16 protein-coding genes are annotated in these 18,486 nt (G+C 71.2%); 9 read left to right on the forward strand and 7 right to left on the reverse strand.

Annotation, left to right across the window (positions count from 1 at the left end):
- Positions 1 to 8 precede the first annotated feature (8 nt).
- On the reverse strand, positions 9 to 572 hold the full coding sequence (locus ACFZDE_RS17035; RefSeq protein ID WP_391200429.1) for an NAD(P)H-dependent oxidoreductase: 564 nt from the start codon (positions 570 to 572) through the stop codon (positions 9 to 11).
- Between the two features lie 127 nt (positions 573 to 699).
- Between ACFZDE_RS17035 and ACFZDE_RS17040 the strand changes: the two genes are divergently transcribed.
- From ACFZDE_RS17040 to ACFZDE_RS17050, 3 genes are all read left to right on the forward strand, one after another.
- Positions 700 to 1,368, forward strand: a complete 669-nt coding sequence (locus tag ACFZDE_RS17040; RefSeq protein ID WP_391200430.1) for a TetR family transcriptional regulator — start codon at positions 700 to 702, stop codon at positions 1,366 to 1,368.
- Positions 1,369 to 1,475: 107 nt separating this feature from the next.
- Positions 1,476 to 2,525: a substrate-binding domain-containing protein gene (locus ACFZDE_RS17045; protein WP_390999854.1), complete on the forward strand. Its 1,050-nt coding sequence runs from the start codon at positions 1,476 to 1,478 to the stop codon at positions 2,523 to 2,525.
- A gap of 188 nt (positions 2,526 to 2,713) precedes the next feature.
- On the forward strand, positions 2,714 to 4,150 hold the full coding sequence (locus ACFZDE_RS17050; RefSeq protein ID WP_390999851.1) for an aldehyde dehydrogenase family protein: 1,437 nt from the start codon (positions 2,714 to 2,716) through the stop codon (positions 4,148 to 4,150).
- Here ACFZDE_RS17050 and trxA read toward each other — a convergent pair.
- The gene (trxA, locus tag ACFZDE_RS17055; RefSeq protein WP_390999848.1) at positions 4,147 to 4,533 is read right to left on the reverse strand and encodes a thioredoxin; all 387 of its coding nucleotides are present in this window, start codon (positions 4,531 to 4,533) and stop codon (positions 4,147 to 4,149) included. The two genes, ACFZDE_RS17050 and trxA, sit on opposite strands and share 4 nt — an antisense overlap.
- A 119-nt stretch (positions 4,534 to 4,652) precedes the next feature.
- On the opposite strand from trxA, the gene ACFZDE_RS17060 reads away from it, so the two are divergent.
- On the forward strand, positions 4,653 to 6,083 hold the full coding sequence (locus ACFZDE_RS17060) for an FAD-dependent oxidoreductase (protein ID WP_391200431.1): 1,431 nt from the start codon (positions 4,653 to 4,655) through the stop codon (positions 6,081 to 6,083).
- A gap of 674 nt (positions 6,084 to 6,757) precedes the next feature.
- On the opposite strand, the gene ACFZDE_RS17065 is transcribed toward ACFZDE_RS17060, so the two are convergent.
- Positions 6,758 to 7,423, reverse strand: coding sequence for a peptide deformylase (locus tag ACFZDE_RS17065; protein ID WP_391200432.1), 666 nt, complete (start codon positions 7,421 to 7,423; stop codon positions 6,758 to 6,760).
- A gap of 131 nt (positions 7,424 to 7,554) precedes the next feature.
- Between ACFZDE_RS17065 and ACFZDE_RS17070 the strand changes: the two genes are divergently transcribed.
- Positions 7,555 to 8,958 (forward strand): PepSY domain-containing protein, encoded by a 1,404-nt coding sequence (locus ACFZDE_RS17070; RefSeq protein WP_391200433.1) that lies wholly within the window; start codon positions 7,555 to 7,557, stop codon positions 8,956 to 8,958.
- Between the two features lie 64 nt (positions 8,959 to 9,022).
- On the opposite strand, the gene ACFZDE_RS17075 is transcribed toward ACFZDE_RS17070, so the two are convergent.
- Positions 9,023 to 9,382: a tetratricopeptide repeat protein gene (locus ACFZDE_RS17075; protein ID WP_391200434.1), complete on the reverse strand. Its 360-nt coding sequence runs from the start codon at positions 9,380 to 9,382 to the stop codon at positions 9,023 to 9,025.
- A 149-nt stretch (positions 9,383 to 9,531) separates the two neighbouring features.
- On the opposite strand from ACFZDE_RS17075, the gene ACFZDE_RS17080 reads away from it, so the two are divergent.
- Positions 9,532 to 10,497, forward strand: coding sequence for a pirin family protein (locus ACFZDE_RS17080; RefSeq protein WP_391200435.1), 966 nt, complete (start codon positions 9,532 to 9,534; stop codon positions 10,495 to 10,497).
- Between the two features lie 201 nt (positions 10,498 to 10,698).
- Here the strand turns inward: ACFZDE_RS17080 and ACFZDE_RS17085 are convergent, their stop codons facing one another.
- Together ACFZDE_RS17085 and ACFZDE_RS17090 are read right to left on the reverse strand one after the other, a co-directional pair.
- Complete coding sequence (locus tag ACFZDE_RS17085; RefSeq protein ID WP_391200523.1) at positions 10,699 to 10,881, reverse strand: transposase; 183 nt, start codon at positions 10,879 to 10,881, stop codon at positions 10,699 to 10,701.
- Between the two features lie 291 nt (positions 10,882 to 11,172).
- Entirely contained in the window at positions 11,173 to 11,952 is a 780-nt protein-coding gene (locus ACFZDE_RS17090) for a SpoIIE family protein phosphatase (RefSeq protein ID WP_391200524.1), read from the reverse strand.
- Positions 11,953 to 12,270: 318 nt separating this feature from the next.
- Between ACFZDE_RS17090 and ACFZDE_RS17095 the strand changes: the two genes are divergently transcribed.
- Together ACFZDE_RS17095 and ACFZDE_RS17100 are read left to right on the forward strand one after the other, a co-directional pair.
- Complete coding sequence (locus tag ACFZDE_RS17095) at positions 12,271 to 12,825, forward strand: ATP-binding cassette domain-containing protein (protein WP_391200436.1); 555 nt, start codon at positions 12,271 to 12,273, stop codon at positions 12,823 to 12,825.
- A 104-nt stretch (positions 12,826 to 12,929) separates the two neighbouring features.
- A complete protein-coding gene (locus ACFZDE_RS17100; RefSeq protein ID WP_391200437.1) occupies positions 12,930 to 15,443 on the forward strand; it encodes an FtsX-like permease family protein in 2,514 nt (837 codons plus the stop codon).
- A 248-nt stretch (positions 15,444 to 15,691) separates the two neighbouring features.
- On the opposite strand, the gene ACFZDE_RS17105 is transcribed toward ACFZDE_RS17100, so the two are convergent.
- A complete protein-coding gene (locus ACFZDE_RS17105) occupies positions 15,692 to 16,981 on the reverse strand; it encodes a family 1 glycosylhydrolase (protein ID WP_391200438.1) in 1,290 nt (429 codons plus the stop codon).
- Between the two features lie 343 nt (positions 16,982 to 17,324).
- Here ACFZDE_RS17105 and ACFZDE_RS17110 point away from each other — a divergent pair, with 343 nt between their 5' ends.
- A complete protein-coding gene (locus ACFZDE_RS17110; RefSeq protein ID WP_391200439.1) occupies positions 17,325 to 18,341 on the forward strand; it encodes a substrate-binding domain-containing protein in 1,017 nt (338 codons plus the stop codon).
- Positions 18,342 to 18,486: the final 145 nt, after the last annotated feature.

An 18,486-nucleotide genomic window follows, 5' to 3' on the forward strand; every position in this document is an offset into this window, starting at 1 on the left:
CGACGCGGTCAGGCCGCGGCGGGCTCCGAGGCGTGACCCTGCAGGCGGGCGATGACCTCGGTCAGCTGCTCGGCGACCTCGGCGTCGTCGGCCGGGTGCGTCTCGGCGAAGCGGGTCACCGAGCCGGGGATGGACAGCTTGACGTCCTCCAGGACCTTGCCGCCGGCCACGCCCACGGACTTGCGGGTCTCGTCGTGCGCCCAGACGCCGCCGTACTGGCCGAAGGCGGTGCCGACCACGGCGACCGGCTTGCCGCTGAGGGCACCGGCACCGAACGGGCGGGACAGCCAGTCGATGGCGTTCTTCAGGACGGCCGGGATGGTGCCGTTGTACTCGGGGGTGAAGAGAATCAGGCCGTCGGCGGCGTTCGCCGCCTCGCGCAGCCGGGCGGCAGCGGCCGGCAGGCTGCCCTCCACGTCGATGTCCTCGTTGTAGAAGGGAATCTCGGCCAGACCCTCGTACAGGTCCACCTCGGTCCCTTCGGGAGCGAGCTTGGCAGCCGCCTCGGCGAGCTGGCGGTTGTGCGAACCGGCGCGAAGGCTGCCGACGAGGGCGAGGATACGAACGGACATGCTGACTCCCACGAATGAGGCACTGCTCTGACGTACTGCTGACGATCCGGACCGGGGTCCGTTTAGCTTTCTAGCACCTTAACCGGACCGCGGTCCAGTTCTGTTCCCGATGCTTTACGCTGGCTTCATGTCCGCCGCCCTGACCCCCGGCCCGACGCCCCAGGAGCCCGTCGGCCAGCCCGAGCTGCTCCAGCTCGGCACCGCGCTGGAAGTGGATGAGCCCTGCCTGCGGGCCGACGCCGCGCGCAATCGCGCCCGGCTGCTGGAAGCCGCAGGGCGGCTGGTGGCGGAGCGCGGCGCGGACGGCGTCACGATGGAGGCGGTGGCCGCCGAGGCCTGTGTCGGCAAGGGCACGGTCTTCCGCAGGTTCGGCGACCGCACCGGCCTGCTGACGGCGCTGCTCGACCACTCCGAGAAGAAGTTCCAGGCCGCGTTCCTCGGCGGCCCGCCGCCCCTCGGACCCGGAGCGCCACCCGAGGAGCGGCTGCGGGCGTTCGGCTGCGCGATGCTGCGCCGCTCGACCGACGAGCTCGAACTGCAACTGGCCGCCGACCCCGGCGCGAGCCGTCGCTACGTCACCCCCGCCCGGCGTGTGCTGCGCCACCACATCGAGCTGCTGCTGCGGCAGGCGGTCCCCGGAGCGGACTGCGAGCTCATCTCCCACACGCTGATGGGGCAGCTCGACCCGGCCCTCGTGCACCATCTGACGAGGCAGTGCGGCATGCCGCTGGGCCGCCTCGAAGCCGCGTGGACCGACCTCGTCGACCGGGTGACGGCCCCGGGCGGCGCGCGCTGAGAGCCCGGCGCACCACGCGCGCTGAAGGCCCGGCGCTCCACCCCGTGAGCGCTCACGAGTTCGTCACAACTCCCCCGCCGGGAAGGCGCGTTGGGGCTTCTGCCAAGATGCCGTACGTCATGGTGCAGATACCGAAAACGCCCGCGCCCCCGTCCCCCGCACCGTCGCGCTCCGTGCCCACGAGCGCCGATGTGGCCCGCCTGGCCGGCGTCTCGCGCGCGACCGTCTCCTACGTCCTCAACAACACCAGCGCCGTACGCATCAGCGAACCCACCCGCCGCCGTGTACACGACGCCGCGAGGGAACTCGGATACGTACCGCACGCCGCGGCCCGCAGTCTGCGCGCCGGGCACAGCCGGATGGTCCTCATCCCCGCGCCGACCTTCCCCGTCGGCCCGCTCTACAACCGCTTCCTCAACGACCTCCAGGGAGCCCTCGGCAGCCTGGACTACACGGTCGTGCAGTACGGCACCGGCGGCCCGCACGGCGACGAAGCCGCCCGCGCCTGGGCCGAGTTGAGGCCCGTGGCCGTGCTGGTGCCCGGCTCCGGCCTCGGCCCGCGCGGCGTGGCCGTGCTCAAGCGCTCCGGCGCCCGGGCCGTGGTCACCCTCGGCCCCGAGACCATCGAGGGCGCGCACGCGCTGCTCATGGACCACGACGTCGTCGGCCACAGTGCGGGCGCCCACCTCTACGACCGCGGCCGGCGCCGGATCGGCGTCGTCGTCCCGCAGGAACCCGGCCTCGAGGCCTTCTCCGCGCCCCGCCTCGACGGTGTGCGCCAGTCGGTGCGCGGCACCGACGCCACGGTGACCGAACTGCCCCTCGCCTTCGACGAGCAGGCCGCCGCGCGCCTCGCCGCCCGCTGGCGCACCCTCGGCCTGGACGCCGTGTTCACCTACAACGACGAGTACGCGATGCTGCTGATGCGCGCCCTCCAGGACGAAGGCGTCCGCATCCCCGAGGAGACCGCCGTCATCGGCGCCGACGACCTCATGCTCGGACGGCTGCTGCGCCCCCGGCTGAGCACGGTCCACCTGGAACTGCCCTGCGGCCGCGAACTAGCCGAACTGGTCGACCGCGCGGTACGCACACCGGCTACCGAGCCCGAGACGCACAAGGTACTGGGAGCTACGGTGCTGCACCGCGAATCGAGTTGAGGCAACATGATCGTGCCGGGGCGCGACTAGGATGTTGCGTGCTCAACAAAACGGGGCGCGTTCCACGCGGGCCACGGCGCACCGCCGTGCCCGCTCCCGCGCGTCCTGCCATGTGACCGCCGAACCGGCCGCGCACGTACGGGAGTTGACCACCCGGCAGCCGGTGACCGATCGATCGGAGAGCCGTCATGCCGTTGCTCGACACCAGGACCTGGCAGCCACACCGGCTCGCGGGAGCCCGGTACGCCGTCACCGAGCCCGCCACCGGCCGGGAACTCGGCAGCCTCGCCCTCGCCGCCCCCACGGACGTCGAAGCAGCCTCCGAGCGGGCCGCCACCGCCCAGCGGGCCTGGGCACGCACCCCGCACTTCGCCCGCGCCGCCGTGCTCCGCAAGGCCGGGGACCTGTTCACCGAGCACGCCGCCGAACTGCGCGAGTGGCTCGTCCGCGAATCGGGCTCCGTCCCCGGCAAGGCCGACTTCGAACTGCACGTCGCCGCCCAGGAGTGCTACGAGGCCGCAGCCCTCGCCTCCCGCCCGGCCGGCCAGGTCCTGCCCAGCGAGGCGCCGCGCCTGTCGTACACACGCCGTGTCCCGGCCGGTGTGGTCGGCGTGATCTCGCCGTTCAACGCCCCGCTGATCCTGTCCATCCGCTCCGTCGCTCCGGCCCTGGCGCTGGGCAACGCGGTCCTGCTCAAGCCGGACCCGCGCACGGCCGTCTGCGGAGGGCTCTCCCTCGCTGCCGTCTTCGCCGCCGCGGGCCTGCCCGAGGACCTGCTGCACGTGCTGCCGGGCGGCCCGGACGCCGGACAGGCCCTGGTCGCCGACCCGCTCGTGCCGGTCATCTCCTTCACCGGCTCCACCGCCGCCGGACGGGCCGTGGGCGAGGCGGCCGGCCGTCACCTCAAGCGGGCCCACCTGGAACTGGGCGGCAACTCGGCCCTGATCGTGCTGGAGGACGCCGACCTCGACGCGGTCATCTCCACCGCCGCCTGGGGCTCGTTCTTCCACCAGGGCCAGATCTGCATGACCACCGGACGCCACCTGGTGCACGCGTCCCTCTACGACGAGTACGTGGAGCGGCTGGCCGCCAAGGCGGACTCACTCGCCGTCGGCGACCCGCACCGGGAACAGGTCCACCTGGGCCCCATCATCGACTCGGGCCAGCTCGGAAAGATCAGCGGCCTGGTCGAGGCCAGCACCGCCGCCGGTGCCAAGCTCGCCGCCGGCGGCACCCACGAGAGGCTCTTCTACCGGCCGACGGTCCTCGCCGACGTGGACGACCGCACCCCCGCGTACACGGAGGAGGTCTTCGGCCCGGTCGCGCCTATCCGCTCCTTCACCACCGCCGACGAGGCGGCGGCGCTTGCCGCGCAGAGCCCGTACGGCCTCTCCCTGGGCATCGTCACCAGGGACCCGGCCCGCGGTCTGGACCTCGCCGATCGCATCCCGACCGGCATCGTCCACATCAACGACCAGACGGTGAACGACGAGGCCGTCGCGCCCTTCGGCGGAATCGCCGCCTCCGGAACCGGCGCCCGCTTCGGCGGTGAGGCCAACCTGGAGGCCTTCACCGAACTGCGCTGGACGACGGTACGCGGAGACGTCGCTCCGTACCCCTTCTAGGACCCGGCGCCCTTTTCCTGGGCCTGCTGCTCGGCGACCGCCTTGCGCACCTCGTCCATGTCGAGGTTGCGGGCCTGCCCGATGACGTCCGTCAGGGCGGCCTCGGGCAGGGCACCCGGCTGGGCGAACACCGCGACCTGGTCACGGACGATCATCAGCGTGGGAATGGACTGGATACCGAAGGCCGCGGCCAGCTCGGGCTGCGCCTCGGTGTCCACCTTCCCGAACACCAGGTCCGGGTTCTCCCCGGCCGCCTTCTCGTACACCGGGGCGAACTGCTTGCACGGCCCGCACCAGTCGGCCCAGAAGTCGATCAGGACGAACTCGTTCTCCGTGACCGTCTGGTCGAAGTTCTCCTTGGTGAGCTCCACGGTGCTGCTCATGGCGTACATCCCTCTTCCTGGTGTGGGGTCAAGCCGTCGGCACAACACGGCCGACCGGACACGTATTCCGCGCCCCTACCCATGTGGCCAGGGCGCACACCACCCACCAGACTGACCCCATGACGGAAACGGAAACCAACACGTACGACGTCGTGGTGCTCGGTGCCGGGCCCGTGGGGGAGAACGTCGCCGACCGCACCCGCGCCGCCGGACTGACCACCGCGGTCGTGGAGAGCGAGCTGGTCGGCGGCGAATGCTCCTACTGGGCGTGCATGCCCAGCAAGGCCCTGCTGAGGCCGGTCATCGCCCGCGCGGACGCCCGCCGCGTCCCGGGCCTGCGCCAGTCCGTCCAGGGCCCCCTCGACGCCTCCGCGGTCCTCGCCCACCGCGACTACTTCACCTCGAACTGGAAGGACGACGGCCAGGTCGGCTGGCTCGACTCCATCGGCGCCGACCTGTACCGCGGTCACGGGCGCCTCACCGGCCCCCGCACCGTGACGGTCACGGGCCCGGACGGCGGCGAGCACGTCCTGACCGCCCGGCAGGCCGTCGCCGTCTGCACCGGCAGCCGAGCCGCCCTGCCCGGCCTGCCCGGGCTCGACGCGGTCAAGCCGTGGACCAGCCGCGAGGCCACCAGCTCCCAGACCGTGCCCGGCCGGCTGATCGTGATCGGCGGCGGCGTGGTCGCCACCGAGATGGCCACGGTCTGGCAGGCCCTCGGCTCCCGGGTGACCCTGCTGGTCCGCGGCAAGGGCCTGCTGCCCCGCATGGAGCCGTTCGCCGGGGAACTCGTCGCCGAGGCGCTCAAGGAGGCCGGCGCGGACGTCCGTACGGGCACCTCGGTGGAGTCGGTGACCCGGGAGAACGGGACGGTCGTGGCCGTCACCGACACGGGCGACCGCATCGAGGCCGACGAGATCCTCTTCGCCACCGGCCGCGCCCCACGCACCGACGACATCGGCTTGGAGACGATCGGCCTTGACCCCGGTTCCTGGCTGCCGGTCGACGACAGCCTCCGCGTGGACGGCCACGACTGGCTGTACGCGGTCGGCGACGTCAACCACCGCGCCCTCCTCACCCACCAGGGCAAGTACCAGGCCCGTATCGCGGGCGCCGCCATCGCCGCCCGCGCCACCGGGGAGACCCTCCTGGCCGAGCCCTGGGGCGCCCACGCCGCGACCGCCGACCACGCCGCCGTCCCGCAGGTCGTCTTCACCGACCCGGAGGCCGCGGTCGTGGGCCTGTCGCTGGCCGAGGCGGAACAGGCGGGGCACCGGGTGAAGGCCGTCGACGTGGACCTGTCCACCGTCTCCGGGGCCGGCCTGTACGCCGACGGCTACCAGGGCCGCGCCCGTATGGTCGTCGACCTCGAGGCCGAAATCCTGCGCGGGGTCACCCTCGTCGGCCCCGGGGTCGGCGAGCTCATCCACTCCGCGACCATCGCGGTCGCCGGCCAGGTCCCGCTCAGCCGCCTGTGGCACGCCGTCCCGTCGTACCCGACGATCAGCGAGGTGTGGCTACGCCTTCTGGAGGCATACCGCGACGCGTGACCGACGCCCGCGCCGCACAACCCGCGCCCCGTCCGCCACCCCGTGACGCCCGGCCCGCGGCCAGTCCGGCGCGCCGTGACGCCCGACCTGCGGCTCGTCCGGCGCGCCGCGACGCCTGACCTACGGCTCGTCCGGCGCGCCGAGAGGCCCGACCTACGGCCCGCCGGCGTTCAGGGAGGCCCGTCCTGCGCCACGGGACGCGCCTGACCGGCACCCCGTGACGTCTGCCCTGCGGCCCATCCGGCGCCCGCGACGCCTGACCGGCGCCCCGTGACGCCCGGCCCGCGGCCCGTCCGCCACCCCGGGAGACCCGACCCGCGGCCCGTCCGGCGCGCCGCGACGCCCGACCTGCGGCTCGTCCGGCGCCCGTGACGTCTGATGGGTGCCCGTGACGTCTGGCCCGCGACCCGTCCGGCACGCCCGGACGCTCGGCCTACGGCCCTCCACTACCCCGGGACGTCCCACCTACGGCCCTCCGGCGCCCCGGGCCGGAGGGCCCCGGCCCCGGTCACCGATGTGCGGGCACCACCCGTTGCCGGTAGTCGTCGTCCCACAGGTCCTTCTCCGCCCGGCAGCAACAGCACCCGGTCCGGTCGCAGCGCGTCGACCGCGCCCTCGTCGTGCGTGACCATGACGATCGCGCCCGGGTAGGTGCCACGGCAGCTCGAAGCGCGCTACGGCAGCTCGAAGCCCAGCGACCGCGCCGCCTCCTGGGGTGTCGGCTGGGCCCAGCGTTCCGCCATCGCCGCGTTGGACGACAGCGAACGCGGCTCGGCGCGGTCCAGGTACAGCACACCGTCGAGATGGTCCGTCTCGTGCTGCACGATCCGCGCCGGCCAGCCCTCGAACACCTCGTCAAGGGCCCGCCCGTGCTCGTCCTGCCCGGTCAGTCGCACCCCGGCGTGCCGTGCCACCACCGCCTGGTAGCCCGGCACGCTGAGGCAGCCCTCGAAGAACGCGGCACGGACGTCGCCGACAGGCTCGTAGACAGGGTTGACCAGCACCCGGAACGGCTGCGGAACACGCCCACGCGCGAGCCGCACCTCCTCCGGCACCGGCGCCGGATCCTCGATCACCGCGATCCTGAGCCCCACACCGACCTGCGGCGCCGCCAGCCCGACCCCGGGCGCCGCGCGCATGGTCACCCGCAGGGCCTCGACGAACCGCGCCAGCAACGCGGGCCCCAACTGTCCGTCGTACGGCTCGGTGCCCCGCCGCAGCACCGGATCGCCGGCCGCGACGATGGTCAACGGGAGACCTCCGTCGAGGAGTTGCTCGACCCGCTCGGTCAGGGGCGCGTGATCGTTCGAGGTTCCCGTCGCGTCAGGATGGCACGGCACCCCCCACCCCCGCGTGACGCACGTCACCCCACTTCTCCGGGAACCCACCCCCGCCCCGCCCCGACTACTGCACCGCAACGGCCACCGCCCACACCGCACCGGCCCTGACGACGCCCCGGAGAAGCCCGCCGATGACCACCGCTCCCTCGACCACCACGGACGAGGCCCCGCAACCAGCCGCCCCGGCACCGTCGAAGAGCACCTGGGCCCCGCTGCGCCCACTGATCCTCCGCCTGCACTTCTACGCCGGAGTGCTGGTGGCGCCGTTCCTCCTCGTCGCAGCCGTCACCGGCCTGCTGTACGCAGGCTCCTTCCAGGCCGAGAAACTCGTCTACGACCATGAGATGACCGTCCCCGTGGGCGAGCGGAAGCTGCCGATCAGCGAGCAGGTGACCGCCGCCCGCAAGGCACACCCCGAGGGCAGCATCTCGGCCGTACGCCCCTCACCGCAGGACGACGCGACGACCAGGGTGATGCTGTCCGGCGTACCGGGCGTCGGTGAGGACCGTACGCTCGCCGTGTTCGTCGACCCGTACACCGCGAAGGTGCGCGGCTCGCTCGAACAGTACGGCTCCACCGGCGCGCTGCCGCTGCGCACCTGGATCGACGAGTTCCACCGGGACCTGCACCTGGGGGAGACGGGGCGGCTGTACAGCGAGCTGGCGGCCAGCTGGCTCTGGGTCGTCTCGGCGGGCGGCCTGGCGCTGTGGTTCTCCCGCCGCCGCGCCCTGCGCAAGGTGCGGGGCACGAAGGGCCGGCGCCGCACCCTCGGACTGCACGGCACCGTCGGGGTATGGGCGGCGGCCGGGTTCTTCTTCCTCTCGGCGACCGGTCTGACCTGGTCGGCCTATGCAGGGGCCACCATCGACGAGCTGCGCACCTCGCTGGGCCAGGCCACCCCCTCGGTGTCGGCCGTCGCGGGCGGCGAGCACTCCGGCCACGGCTCCGCCACCGGGCAGGCGGGCGACGCCGCACACGGTGTCGGCCTGGACAAGGTCCTGGCCGCGGCGCGGGCCGAGGGGCTCGGCGACCCGGTGGAGATCGTGCCGCCCGCCGACGCGAACTCGGCGTACGTCGTCAAGCAGGTGCAGCGCAGCTGGCCCACCAAACAGGACGCCGTCGCGATCGACCCGGCCGGTGGCGAGGTCACCGATGTGCTGCGGTTCGAGGACCACCCGGTCCTCGCGAAGCTCACCCGGTGGGGCATCGACCTGCACACCGGCATCCTGTTCGGCCTCACCAACCAGATCGCCCTGATGCTGCTCGCGGCCTCCCTGATCCTGCTGATCGTCTGGGGCTACCGCATGTGGTGGCAGCGCGGCCGCGGCACCGCCTTCGGCCGTCCGGTCCCGCGCGGCGCCTGGCAGCAGGTCCCGCCGCAGCTCCTCGTACCGCTGCTGGCGGGCATCGCCGTCCTCGGCTACTTCATGCCCCTGTTCGGCATCCCGCTGGCGGCCTTCCTCGCCGTCGACATCCTGCTGGGGGAGATCGCCCACCGGCGCGGGCGGCGGTCGTACGGGATGCCGGCCGGGTAGCGGCCCCGCAGGTACACGGATGCCCGGCTGTCACCCAGCCGGGCATCCGCAGGTCCGACGCGGGTCAGGACTGCTCGAAGTCACCCGCCAGGGCCGAGGCGATCCGCAGGTGCGACTCCGCCTCCTCGTGCCGGCTCTGCCGCTGAAGGGTGCGGCCTAGCATCAGCCGGGCGTAGTGCTCCACGGGGTCCCGCTCGACGATCGTCCGCAACTCGGCCTCGGCGCGCCGCAGTTGGGCCGAGTGGTAATAGGAACGCGCCAGGAGCAGCCGGGGCCCGGTCTGCTCGGGCACCTCCTCGACCAGCCCGACCAGGACACGCGCGGCAGCGGCGTAGTCCTTGGCCTCGAAGAACAGCTGCGCGCGCTCCCAGCGCTCGGCCGGAGTCCCGTGGGCGTAGTACGTCGTGTCCTGGGTGGTGTTCACGTGTGGCCTCCTTCGAGGGCCACAACCGAGCCAATTGTTTCGATATTCCACTACACGGTCCGGCCTGATTCCCCTGCCGGCGGAACGCTCGCGGCGCGGCCCGAACGGGACGCTGACGGGGGCGCCCGTGCCGGACTAGGTTGTGCGCCATGAGCAATCTTGAGCGCGAAGCGGCACCCTCCCTGTGCGGTGGCCGCGGCTTCGTGGTGGCGGAGCCGGTGCGTGAACTCCTCAGCCCTCGCCGAGTGAAGCTGGGCGAGTCCAGCGAGGTGCGCCGGCTGCTGCCCAATCTCGGCCGCCGTATGGTCGGAGCCTGGTGCTTCGTCGACCACTACGGCCCCGACGACATCGCCGACGAGCCCGGCATGCAGGTGCCCCCGCACCCCCACATGGGTCTGCAGACCGTGAGCTGGCTGCACGAGGGGGAGGTGCTGCACCGCGACTCCACCGGCAGCCTCCAGACGATCCGCCCGCGCGAACTCGGTCTGATGACCTCCGGCCGGGCCATCAGCCACTCGGAGGAGAGCCCGCGTTCGCACGCCCGCTTCCTGCACGGGGCACAGCTGTGGGTCGCGCTCCCCGACGGTCACCGTCACACCGACCCGCGCTTCGAACACCACGCCGACCTGCCGGTCGTCACGGCACCCGGCGTCACGGCGACGCTGATCCTCGGCGACCTCGACGGCGCGACGTCACCCGGCACGGCCTACACCCCGATCGTCGGCGCCGACCTCGCCCTGACCCGCGGCGCGGACGTCCGCCTCCCCCTGGAGCCAGACTTCGAGTACGCCGTGCTGTCCATGTCCGGCGAGGCCCACGTCGACGGTGTCCCCGTCCTCCCCGGCTCCATGCTCTACCTCGGCTGCGGCCGCACCGAACTGCCCCTGCGCGCAGAGTCGGACGCGAGCCTGATGCTCCTGGGCGGCGAACCGTTCGAGGAGGAGCTGATCATGTTCTGGAACTGGATCGGACGGTCGCAGGACGAGATCGCACAGGCCCGTCAGGACTGGATGGAAGGGTCGAGATTCGGGGAGGTGAAGGGGTACGACGGGGACCCGTTGCCGGCTCCAGACCTGCCGGCGACGCCTCTGAAGCCGCGGGGAAGGGTGCGCTGACCTGCGGAAATGGCTCATTGGTCGGTGACGGGTGATGACTCGCCGCCGTGCGTTGTCTTCCGCAGTGCCATCGTGTGCGGGAGGGCGGCTGGGCGCGTTGCACGCCCGATGCGCGGTGCTGCGCCATTCCACGGTGTCTCCGTCTGTGGGTCGCTGCGGCAGGACTCTTGCTAACCCTTTGCTAACTCCACTGACGCGTCATCAGATGTCAGCGGCTCGGTTGGACCGCATATGGTCCGGATCTTGCCTGTCCGTGGCTTCGTCGTCTTCCAGCTTGAGGGCGCGGAGGGCCTGTGGCATGGCGCGGGCGGCATTCGCGATGAGGAACGCATCGCGGGGATCGGTCTTGACCTTGCAGGGGTACAGACCGGTGATCCGCCGCAGCCGGGTCTGGAAGACGGGTCACCTGGCAACCCGTGTTCAAGACGACGGTTAGAGGGAGGGCGCCGATGGAGGCGGGGCTTTCCCTCCGGCCGGGGTGACGGCGGGTGCCGTGGTGCTCGCCCTTGCCGACGTCCAAGCTGAGGAAGGCGCCGATGTCTCCGGTGTCGATCACGTGCGTCCACGGGCTCTGCGCCCGGCAGCAGTTGACGGTGTCGGCGGTGACACCGATTTCATGCCCGAAGGCCTTCAGGGGGCGTCGTCGAGCTGTCCTGCCCGCGGGCCATGGTGCGGTCAGACCTTGTCCCCGAGCCTGAGCTCGGTCCAGATGGTCTTGCCCTCCCGGGAAAAGCGCGTTCCCCAGCGGTCGGTGAATTGGGCCACCAGGAACAGCCCTCGACCTCCCTCGTCCTCGGTCGTGGCGCGACGCAAGTAGGGCGAGGTGTGGCCACCGTCGGAGACCTCGCAGATCAGGGTGTGGTCCCGGTCCCGGAGCAGGCGAAGGCTGATGGGCTCCTCCCCGTAGCGAATCGCGTTCGTCACCAGCTCGCTGACGACCAACTCGGTAGTGAAGGCCATGTCCTGCATACCCCACTCCTCGAGTTGGCGGCTGGCACGAGTGCGGGCGGCTGCCACGGCCGAGGGGTCACGCGGCACCCGCTGGCTGACCATGCTCTCGCCGTCCAGGGCGTAGACACGTACGAGGAGGAGTGCGGCGTCGTCCTCCACCGACCCGTCAGGCCGCGCGGCGATGATCGAGTCGCAGGCCTCGGCGAGACTCTTGCCCGACTGGTCCATCACACGGGTCAGAGCCTCCAGCCCCACATCGGCGTCGTGAGCCCTGTCCTGTACGAGGCCGTTTGTGTAGAGGGCGATGCTGCTGCCCTCCGGCAGGTGGATGTCGGTGGATTCGAAGGGCAGCCCACCGACCCCGAGCGGTGGGCCGACGGGGAGGTCGAGGCGGGTCGCCGGCTCTCCGGTGCCGGCGACCACGGGTGTGGGATGGCCGGCGCTGGCGACCGAGAGCATGCCGGTGACGGGATCGTAGACGCCGTACAGGCAGGTAGTGCCCAGCGCCGGGTCCTCGACTCACTGAGCCCTTTCCATCTTGGTCCGCCCTTCTCGGGCGGCTTCTCCTGCACGTCATCCTCGGAGCTGACGCAATGCCATACCTGGGGATGACCAGGCGCGGTCCAGGATCAGCTTCAGGTGGTCAGGAGGGAGCGGTGCGGACCGCGGACGATGAAGGAGTCCTCGGCCGGTGCGGCCAATACACGCGCACCGGGCTGTCCGCGCCCCTCGATCGGAGCACGACCTCGTGACCACCTCGCCGCCCCCCCCCGCACTCCCACCACCGACCTGTCCAAGGTCTACGGGCAGGGTGATACCCAGGTGGTTGCCCTCGACCGGGTCAGTGTCGGCTTCGGGCAGTCCCAGTTCACGGCGATCATGGGGCCTTCCGGGTCCGGCAAGTCCACGCTGACGCAACGCGTGGCCGGGCTGGACAGCTTCTCCTCCGGCTCCGTCCAGGTCGGGGACATCGAGCTGGGAGCCCTGACGGACCGGCAGCTCACCAAGCTCCGCCGGGACAAGGTCGGCTTCATCTTCCAGGTTCAATCTGCTGCCGACCCTCACCGCGCTCGAGAACATCACGCTCCCGATGGACATCGCCGGCCGGGCGCCGGACAGGAGTGGCTGGACGGTGTCATTCAGATGGTCGGCTTCTCGGGCCGACTCAGCCACCGCCCCGCCCAGCTCTCCGGCGGCCAGCAACAGCGCGTCGCCGTCGCCCGGGCGCTCGTGTCCAAGCCGGACATCGTCTTCGGTGACGAGCCGACCGGAAACCTGGACTCGCGTGCTGCGGTCGAGGTCCTGGGGTTCCTGCGCGACTCCGTACGGACGTTGGGGCAGACCGCCGTCGACGACCCCAGGTTCCGTACGAGCTGAGCTGTTCGAGCCCAGCCGCGTTGGAGCGCACCGAGCCCTACGAACCGACACGCACCCCCTGATCGACCCCCATCCCCCCTCACCTCACCAGGACAGACATCACCATGTTCCGCACAGCCCTGCGCAATGTCCTCGCGCACAAGGCCAGACTGCTGATGACCGTGCTCGCCGTCATGCTCGGCGTCGCGTTCGTCTCCGGCACCCTGATCTTCAACGACACCCTCAGCGGCGGCTACCGCGACCAGAACGCCAAGAGCTACGCCCACGTGGACGTCGAAGTCCGCTCCTACAGCGAATCCGAAAAGGTTCCCGGCCTCAGCGGGAAGACGCTGGAGCAGATAGCCCGGCTCGACGGGGTCGCCGAAGCCGTCGGGCGGGTCGGCGGGGGCGCCGGCGTCGCGGACAAGGACGGCCGGCTCATCGGCAGTGGCCCGTCCGGCATGGGCGCCAACTTCGCGCCCGGGAAGGACGGAAAGGACCCGCTCTACGTGTTCACCGACGGCAGTGGGCCCACCGAACCCGGTCAGGTCGCGCTCGACAGGGACACCGCCGAGAAGGGCGGCTACCGCGTCGGCGACACCGTGCGCGTCGCCTTCACGGGTCCGGCGAAGACGTACGAGCTCTCCGGCATCTTCACCACCGACGACACCTCGGTGGCCCTGGGCGACAGCCTGGCGCTCTTCGACACACCGGTCGCTCAGCGGCTCTTCCTCCAGCCCGGCTCCTACGAGTACGTCACCGTCACCGCCGCCCCGGGCACGTCGAACACCGAACTCGCCGCCACCCTGAGGAAGCTGCTTCCGGACGACACGGACGTCAAGACGGGCCGGCAACTCGCCGAGGAGAGGGCCAAGGGAGGCGCGGGCGACGCGCAGACGCTCAGTACGATCCTGCTCGCCTTCGCCGCCGTCGCGCTCTTCGTCAGCGTCTTCCTCATCGCCAACACCTTCACCATGCTCGCCGCCCAGCGCACCCGCGAACTCGCTCTGCTGCGCGCGGTCGGCGCCTCCCGCAGGCAGGTCACCCGGTCGGTACTGATCGAAGCGATGGTGGTCGGCGCCGTCGGTGCCGCCGGCGGGCTCGGGCTCGGCGCCGCCATCGCCGCCGTGGCGCGTGCCACGGTCGGCGTCTTCGGCACGAAGAACCCGGACGGGCCGCTGGTCGTCACGGCGACGACCGTCCTGGTCGCGATCGTCGTCGGGGTCCTGGTCACCATGCTGGCCGCCTGGCTGCCGGCCCGCTGCGCCGCGAAGATCCCGCCCGTCGCGGCCATCGGCAGCGCAAACCTGCCCGCCACCACCAGGTCCCTGCTGATACGGAACCTGCTCGGCGGCGTCATCACGCTGCTCGGCGCGGCGGCCGTCGTCGCGGGCGCCGGGGCCAGCGGCTCCGAGGGCAAGGCGCTCGTCGGGTTCGGCGCCACCCTCGCGGTGACCGGAGTCATGGTGCTGATCCCGTTGCTGTCCCGGCCCGTGATCGCGGTCGTACAGCCGCTGCTGCGGACCGGCTTCGGGATCTCCGGCAAGCTCGCCGGGCAGAACGCCGTACGCAACCCCCGCCGTACCGGCGCCACCGCCTCCGCGCTGGCCATCGGCCTCACGGTGGTCAGTGCCATGACCGTGCTCGCCACCACCCTCGGTGAGTCCACGGACAAGGTGACGAAGGACATCGTCAAGGCGGACTACATGGTCACGGACAGCGGCGCCGGCCTGGACACCTCGGCGTCCGCCGTACTGCGCAAGGTCCCTGGCGTCACGACGGTGGCGCAGGAGCAGCAGTCCTGGATGCAACTCGACGGCGTCCAGGAGGATGTCTCCGCCGTCACCCCGGCGGACTTCGACAAGGCCATCCGACTCCCGGTCGTCTCAGGCTCGCAGGGCACGCTAGCGAAGGGGCAGGTCGCCGTCGCCGCTGACGAAGCGCGGGCCCACGGCTGGAAAGTGGGAGACACCCTGCCGGCGGTGTACGGGGACTCCGACAAGAGCCGCAAGCTGACCGTCGGGGCCGTCTTCCAGACCAACGAAGTCGTCCTGCCGGTCGTCGTCTCCGCGGACGTGGTCGATCCGAACGCCACCGGCACGTCTCTCTCGAAGGTCTACCTCAAGACGGACGGCAGCACGGACGAGAAGGCACTCGCCGACGCCCTCGCCGGGTACCCGGGGATCAAGATCGATGACCGGCAGACCATCCGCGACGAGCTCAGCGGAGTCTTCGCCCCCGTGCTGAACGTGCTGTACGCACTGCTGGCGATCTCCCTGGTCATCGCGGTGCTCGGGGTGGTGAACACCCTCGCGATGTCGGTCTTCGAACGGCGGCGGGAGGTCGGCATGCTGTGCGCCGTCGGACTCGACCGACGGGGCGTGACACGGATGATCCAGCTGGAGTCCGTGGTCATCTCCCTGTTCGGCGCCGCGATCGGCATCGCGGTCGGAGCCTTCCTGGGCTGGGGGGTCTGCGAGGTCACCAAGGCGGAGATCCCGGGATACGCGTTTGCGCTGCCGTGGGACCGGTTCGGGCTCTTCCTGCTGCTGGCGGCGCTGGTCGGCCTGCTGGCCGCCATGTGGCCGGCCCGCAGCGCGGCCCGGCTGAACATGCTCGCGGCCATCAAGACCGAGTAGACAGGCCGAGCGCGCCTCGGGGCCGAAGGCACGCCGTGCGCTGGTGGTCCGCGGTACCGGACTGCAGCCGGTGCTGGATCCCGCGACGGCGATGCTTGCTGGCCGTCCTGGTGCTCGCCTGCCCAGACTTGCGCCGACGAGTACCTCAAGCCACCTACGAACTCAGTTCAGGGCCGCACAACACCCGCGAAGCGGGCAGGCCTGCAGCGGCCGCATGACCCAGCCGTTCCGCGTCACCGGGCGGCGGGTCATGCCGGCATCTGGTTGGTTCGCGCCACGTCGCCGTACCAGTGGGCCGATGGCTTGACGACCCGCTTCTGAGTGGTGCGGTCGACCGCTACGAGCCCGTACTTGGGGCGATAGCCGTCCCACCACTCGAAGTTGTCCAGCAGCGACCAGTGGACGTATCCGGTGATGGGTAGTCCGTCGTCGATCAGCTGGTGCACGACGCGCAGCCCTGCTCGGATGTAGTCGATGCGGTCGGCGTCATCCTCGGTTGCGACACCGTGCTCGGTGATGACGATCTCCTTACCGGGGAAAAGGTGCGCCACTCGTCGGATCGTCCATGCGACTGCCTCCGGTGCCCACTGATATCCCATCTGGGTGCGGCGGATCCCGTCGGCTGCTCCTTCCACGGGTACGGCGGCTGCGGCCTGGCGGCGCAGGTGTGGCAGTACGAGTGACTGCGTCAGGCGGCGGCTGCGCAGAAGGGCCGCGCTGAAGTACCCCACGATGCGGGGGGCGTTGACGTCGAGACGGGTGTAGGTCTGGACGCCGACGAAGTCGTCCTCGGCGGTCTCGGCGAAGAACCGGTCCTCGTGGAGTTCCCGAGCCCATTCCAGGGTCGGGGTTCCGCCCGAGTCGGCGTGCCAGTCCTGCAGCGCGTGCGCCATGCCGACCTTGACGCCGGGCTCGAGTTCACGGATGACCTCCCGGGCGTTGCGATGTGCGGCGTTCACGCCTGCGGCTGCTGCGTCGAACGCGTCGAGGTTCCGGACGAAGGGCGGAGTCGGAAAGGTGCCCAGATACCCCCGCGTGATCATGTTGCCGGGTTCGTTGATCGTGCAGATGTAGGGAGCACGGCCTTGCAGGTGTTCCATCACGTGCCTGGTGTAGCGCCCGAACCAGGACGGGAGGCTGGGGTTCGTCCAGGCGCCGGCGTGGGTGACCCAGGCCGGCAACGTGAAGTGCTGCAGCGTGATGATCGGAGTGATGCCGTGCTCCAGGCAGGTATCCGCCATGTCGACGTAGTGCCGGAGCGCCTCGCGGTCGAATTCTCCCTCGCGGGGCTCGATACGTGCCCACTCCACTGAGAAGCGGTAGGTGTTCAGCCCGAGCCCGGCGAGCAGTGCGATGTCGTCCTTGTAGCGGTTGAAGTGGTCGCAGGCGATGCCGGAGGGGTCTGCCATGGGCGCCTTGGGAGTCGGGTCGGTCTCCCATTCCCACCAGTCGCTGGTCGTGTTGTTGCCTTCGACCTGGTGCGCGGCGGTTGCGGCGCCCCAGCGGAACCGGTCGGGGAAGATCAACGGATCGGACACGGTCAGCTCCTGAGGGTCTGTGCTCGTAGGGATCAGTCCGGACGGCGTGGCGACTGGGCCGGCGGCCGAGTCGCCGGACCAAGAGATCGGACGAAGAGATCGGACGAAGGGGTCGAACGAAGAGATCAGGCGCGCGGTCGTCGAGCAAAACGGACCTTCGGACGACCTGGAACCGCCGCACCAGCTCCCTGGGCTCGCTGCCTCGGCTCGGCTGTGGACGGAACGGCATGACGAGTCACCGTGGCCACGGCGACCGTTTGCCGACCACTACTAACGCGCGTTAGTGATGTGGCCGGTACAGTACATCAGGCGTGGTACACCCACAAGAGCGGAAGGAGGACGGATGGCGGGCCAGGCCGCTGCTCGGCCGGGGGGCCGGGTCACCAGTGCCGACGTCGCCCGGGAGGCCGGAGTCTCCAGGGCCACCGTCAGCTTCGTGCTCAACGGCACCAAGGGGCAGACGATCTCCGAGTCGACGCGGCAACGCGTCCTCGAAGCGGCCGCACGGCTGCGCTACGCCCCCTCGGCGGAGGCCCGCACGCTCAGCCGCGGCCGTAGTGACGTCGTGCTCCTCTATCAGCCCCCGCAGCTGCCGCTGACCGATCTCGGCGCGCTGGTCGAGTTTCTGTCGGCGGAGTTCGCGGCGGTCGGGCTCACGGCGGTGATCCACCCGTGGTCGCGCAAGCCCGCTGGTGACGCGTGGACCGCCATCACGCCCGCGGCCGTTCTCGCATGGGATCTGCCCGACAGCGACGTGGCAGCGATGCGACGCAATGGAGTGCGCGCCGTGGTGTCCCTCACCGCCGAGTCCGACCCCGTCGCGCAGTGGATCTGGGGGCCTCGCGAGAACAGCATCGCCCGGCTGCAGGTCGAGCGGCTGCTCAGGGCAGGGCACCGCCGGCTCGGCTACGCCCGCCCGCACGACGAACGCCTGGCCGAGGCAAGCGAGTTGCGCCTGAAGGCGCTGCAGCGCGCCTGCGCCGAGCGCGGTGTACCGGCCCCTGTGCCTTTGGCCATTCCCAGCGATGAGGAAGGAGCCGGGGCCGCCGTCGACGCCGTCACGGCTTGGCGCGGGTTGGCCCCCGCCGTCACCGGCGTGTGCGCCCACGACGCCGTGGCAGCCCTGGCCGTCCTCGCGGGTCTGCGCGAGCTTGGACTGACCGCACCGTCGGATCTGGCGGTGATCGGCGTCGTCGATTCCCCGGCCGCGCGCCTTGCGGCCCCGCCGTTGACGATGGTGGCGGTGGACATGCGGGACACGGCGCGCCACCTCGTCGAGGCCGTCACCAGCCTGCTCGAAGACCGGCCCGTGCCGATCGGCCCTGAGGTCACGAGGGTGATCGAGCGTAGCTCGGTCTGATCTCGGCGCACGTCCCACAGCACCGCAGCACCGCAGCAGCCCGTGTTCCGTTGTCTCTCGCAGAAGCGGGAAATACGGACAACCACTTGCGCGCCCGTCACTAACGCGCTTTAGTAGCGCTCGCGTGACGGGACCACGCGAGGAA

Origin of the sequence: Streptomyces sp. NPDC007929, from assembly GCF_042959065.1 — a bacterium.
Classification (GTDB): domain Bacteria; phylum Actinomycetota; class Actinomycetes; order Streptomycetales; family Streptomycetaceae; genus Streptomyces.

Bases quoted from the DNA above. Each gene is read 5' to 3' on its own strand.
- ACFZDE_RS17035 (WP_391200429.1), bottom strand. From the start codon at position 572: ATGTCCGTTCGTATCCTCGCCCTCGTCGGCAGCCTTCGCGCCGGTTCG.
- ACFZDE_RS17040 (WP_391200430.1), top strand. From the start codon at position 700: ATGTCCGCCGCCCTGACCCCCGGCCCGACGCCCCAGGAGCCCGTCGGC.
- ACFZDE_RS17045 (WP_390999854.1), top strand. From the start codon at position 1,476: ATGCCGTACGTCATGGTGCAGATACCGAAAACGCCCGCGCCCCCGTCC.
- ACFZDE_RS17050 (WP_390999851.1), top strand. From the start codon at position 2,714: ATGCCGTTGCTCGACACCAGGACCTGGCAGCCACACCGGCTCGCGGGA.
- trxA (WP_390999848.1), bottom strand. From the start codon at position 4,533: ATGAGCAGCACCGTGGAGCTCACCAAGGAGAACTTCGACCAGACGGTC.
- ACFZDE_RS17060 (WP_391200431.1), top strand. From the start codon at position 4,653: ATGACGGAAACGGAAACCAACACGTACGACGTCGTGGTGCTCGGTGCC.
- ACFZDE_RS17070 (WP_391200433.1), top strand. From the start codon at position 7,555: ATGACCACCGCTCCCTCGACCACCACGGACGAGGCCCCGCAACCAGCC.
- ACFZDE_RS17080 (WP_391200435.1), top strand. From the start codon at position 9,532: ATGAGCAATCTTGAGCGCGAAGCGGCACCCTCCCTGTGCGGTGGCCGC.
- ACFZDE_RS17100 (WP_391200437.1), top strand. From the start codon at position 12,930: ATGTTCCGCACAGCCCTGCGCAATGTCCTCGCGCACAAGGCCAGACTG.
- ACFZDE_RS17110 (WP_391200439.1), top strand. From the start codon at position 17,325: ATGGCGGGCCAGGCCGCTGCTCGGCCGGGGGGCCGGGTCACCAGTGCC.